The following is a 1,641-nucleotide window of genomic DNA, read 5'->3' on the forward strand; positions in this document are numbered from 1 at the left end:
GAGCAGCGGGTCACAACCTACGGGCAATATGCGCTGTCGTCGAGCGTGAACGGCATCCTGGACATCGAGGCGCAAACCCTCAACGGCATCTCGGTTCAGAAAATCTTCTTTCAGCCGGACGTCAATCTCGACCTTGCGATTGCGCAGATCGTGTCCGCCACGAACTCCATTCGCGCCTTGATGCCGCCCGGCATCGAGCCGCCGATCGTCGTGCAGTTCAACGCGTCGAGCGTTCCGGTCCTGCAGCTCAGCCTGAATTCCGACAACCTGAACGAGCAGCAACTCTATGACTTCGGCATCTATCGCGTCCGGCAGGCACTGGCACCGGTTCCCGGCGTCACGCTGCCGACGCCGGCCGGCGGCAAATATCGCCAGATCATGGTCGATATCGATCCGGACAAGCTGCTGTCGCGGGGATTGACGCCGCTCGACATCGTCAACGCGGTCAATACCCAGAATCTCACGCTGCCGTCGGGAACGGCCAAGATCGGAAACACCCAGTACACCGTCAAAACCAATGCGACTCCGGCGACAATCGCCGATCTCAACATGATTCCGGTCAAGTTCTCTAACGGCGCCACCATCTTCTTGAAGGACGTGGCGCAGGTCCGGGACGGATCGATGGTGCAACAGAATATCGTGCGCGAGGATGGCCGCCGCTCGGTTCTGCTCAGCGTGATCAAGAACGGCAATGCTTCCACACTCGCGGTCGTCAACGGCGTGAAGCAGGCCTTGCCGGCCATCCGCGCCGCAGCTCCCGCCGGCCTCAGGATCAGCGAGCTGTTCGACCAGTCGGTCTTCGTCAAAAATTCGGTCAAGGGGGTGCTGCGTGAAGGCGCCATCGCGGCGGGGTTGACCGCGCTGATGATCCTGGTCTTCCTCGGATCCTGGCGCTCGACGCTGGTCGTGATGATTTCGATTCCGCTTGCGATCCTGTCATCGCTGATCGTGCTGTATTTTCTGGGAGAGACGCTAAACACCATGACGCTCGGCGGCCTGGCGCTGGCGGTCGGCATACTGGTCGACGATTCGACCGTGACCATCGAAAACACGCACCGTTTGTGGACCGAAGAAGGCCTGCCGCTTTCCGAAGCGACGCTGCACGGCGCTGCCGGAATCGCGGTGCCGACGCTGGTTTCGACGCTTGCGATCAGTTGCGTGTTCACCTCGGTTGTATTTCTCGACGGCCCGGCCAAGTACCTGTTCACGCCGCTCGGACTTGCCGTCGTGTTTGCCATGCTGGCATCCTACGGATTGTCGCGGACCCTGACCCCGATCACGATCGGCCTGCTGCTCAAGGGTGAACGGCGTCATACCGACGACGACGAACCGGCCGGTCCATTCGCGAGGATTTCCGCCGCATTCGAGCGCGGGTTCGAGCGCCTGCGGAGGGGATACTCGGCATTCCTGGCCGTATTGCTTCGGCGCCGCCTCATGGTGCCGATCGCCGCCGGCCTGGTACTCAGTCTCGGCGCCGTGATGCTCTCGTTGGTCGGCCGCGACTTCTTTCCGCTGATCGATGCCGGCCAGATCCAGCTCCACGTTCGCGCACCGGCTGGAACCCGCATCGAATCCACGGAGCGGATATTCCAGTCAGTCGAGGACAAGATCCGCGAAGTCATTCCCGAAAAGGACCGCGCT

1 protein-coding gene is annotated in these 1,641 nt (G+C 61.7%); it reads left to right on the plus strand.

Annotated features, from left to right (window positions below; translation table 11 throughout):
* The coding region (locus tag WCB02_RS42435; RefSeq protein ID WP_423969119.1) for an efflux RND transporter permease subunit at positions 1-1,641 on the plus strand (1,641 nt) is incomplete at both ends.

The organism is Bradyrhizobium sp. (genome assembly GCF_049581145.1).
Classification (GTDB): Bacteria; Pseudomonadota; Alphaproteobacteria; order Rhizobiales; family Xanthobacteraceae; genus Bradyrhizobium.